Origin of the sequence: Streptomyces albicerus (assembly GCF_008905045.1) — a bacterium.
Lineage (GTDB): Bacteria > Actinomycetota > Actinomycetes > Streptomycetales > Streptomycetaceae > Streptomyces > Streptomyces albicerus.
Window position 1 is genome coordinate 1 of sequence record NZ_VWMY01000199.1, and the last position, 1,049, is coordinate 1,049.

The following is a 1,049-nucleotide window of genomic DNA, read 5'->3' on the forward strand; positions in this document are numbered from 1 at the left end:
GCCAGTGGACACCCAACGTCCACGGCGGCCGCGAGAACCTCGACGCCGTCGCCTTCCTCCAGGAGATGAACGCCACGGTCTACCGGCGCGAGCCCGGAGTCGTGACGATCGCCGAGGAGTCGACGGCCTGGGACGGGGTCACACGGGCCACCCACCACATCGGCCCCGGCGGCTTCGGCGGGCTCGGCTTCGGCCTGAAGTGGAACATGGGCTGGATGCACGACTCGCTCGGGTACGTCTCGCACGAACCGATCCACCGTAAATACCACCACCATGAGATGACGTTCTCGATGGTGTACGCGTACAGCGAGAACTACGTCCTCCCGATCTCGCACGACGAAGTCGTCCACGGCAAGCGGTCGTTGGTGTCGAAGATGCCCGGTGACTGGTGGCAGCGGCGGGCCACCCACCGGGCGTACCTGGGCTTCATGTGGGCCCATCCCGGCAAGCAACTCCTCTTCATGGGGCAGGAGTTCGCGCAGGGCGCGGAGTGGTCGGAGGCGCACGGGCCCGACTGGTGGCTGCTGGATCCGTCGTACGGTGCGGAAGCGGATCACCGGGGTGTACGCGACCTCGTCCGGGACCTCAACACGGTGTACCGCCATGCCCCCGCGCTCTGGGAGCGCGACACCGATCCCTCCGGGTTCGCCTGGATCGCCGGAGACGCCGTCGAGGACAACGTCTTCGCGTTCCTGCGGTTCGACGCGGGTGGGCATCCGTTGCTTGCCGTGTCCAACTTCTCGCCCGTGGTGCGGCACGAGTACCGGCTCGGTGTTCCGGACGATGTGCCCGCGTGGCACGAGGTCCTGAACACCGACGTCGGCCGATACGGCGGCAGCGACGTCACGAATCCGGATCCCGTGAAGCCCGACGCCCAGGGGTGGCACGGTCGGCCGGCGAGCATCCGGCTCACGCTGCCACCGTTGTCGACGGTGTGGCTGCGGCCGGCTTAGGGGTTTTGCTCGCCCCCGCCGCCCCTACCCGTCCCATCCCCTGGGGCTCCGCCCCAGACCCCGTCGGGGGCCAGCCCCCGAACCCCCGCTCCTCAA

At 68.9% G+C, this 1,049-nt stretch carries 1 protein-coding gene; it reads left to right on the forward strand.

Annotated features, from left to right (window positions below; translation table 11 throughout):
* Nucleotides 1-953 (forward strand): alpha amylase C-terminal domain-containing protein (locus GAS53_RS54890; RefSeq protein WP_192583736.1); only part of this gene is annotated, 953 nt, incomplete at its 5' end.
* Nucleotides 954-1,049 lie beyond the last annotated feature (96 nt).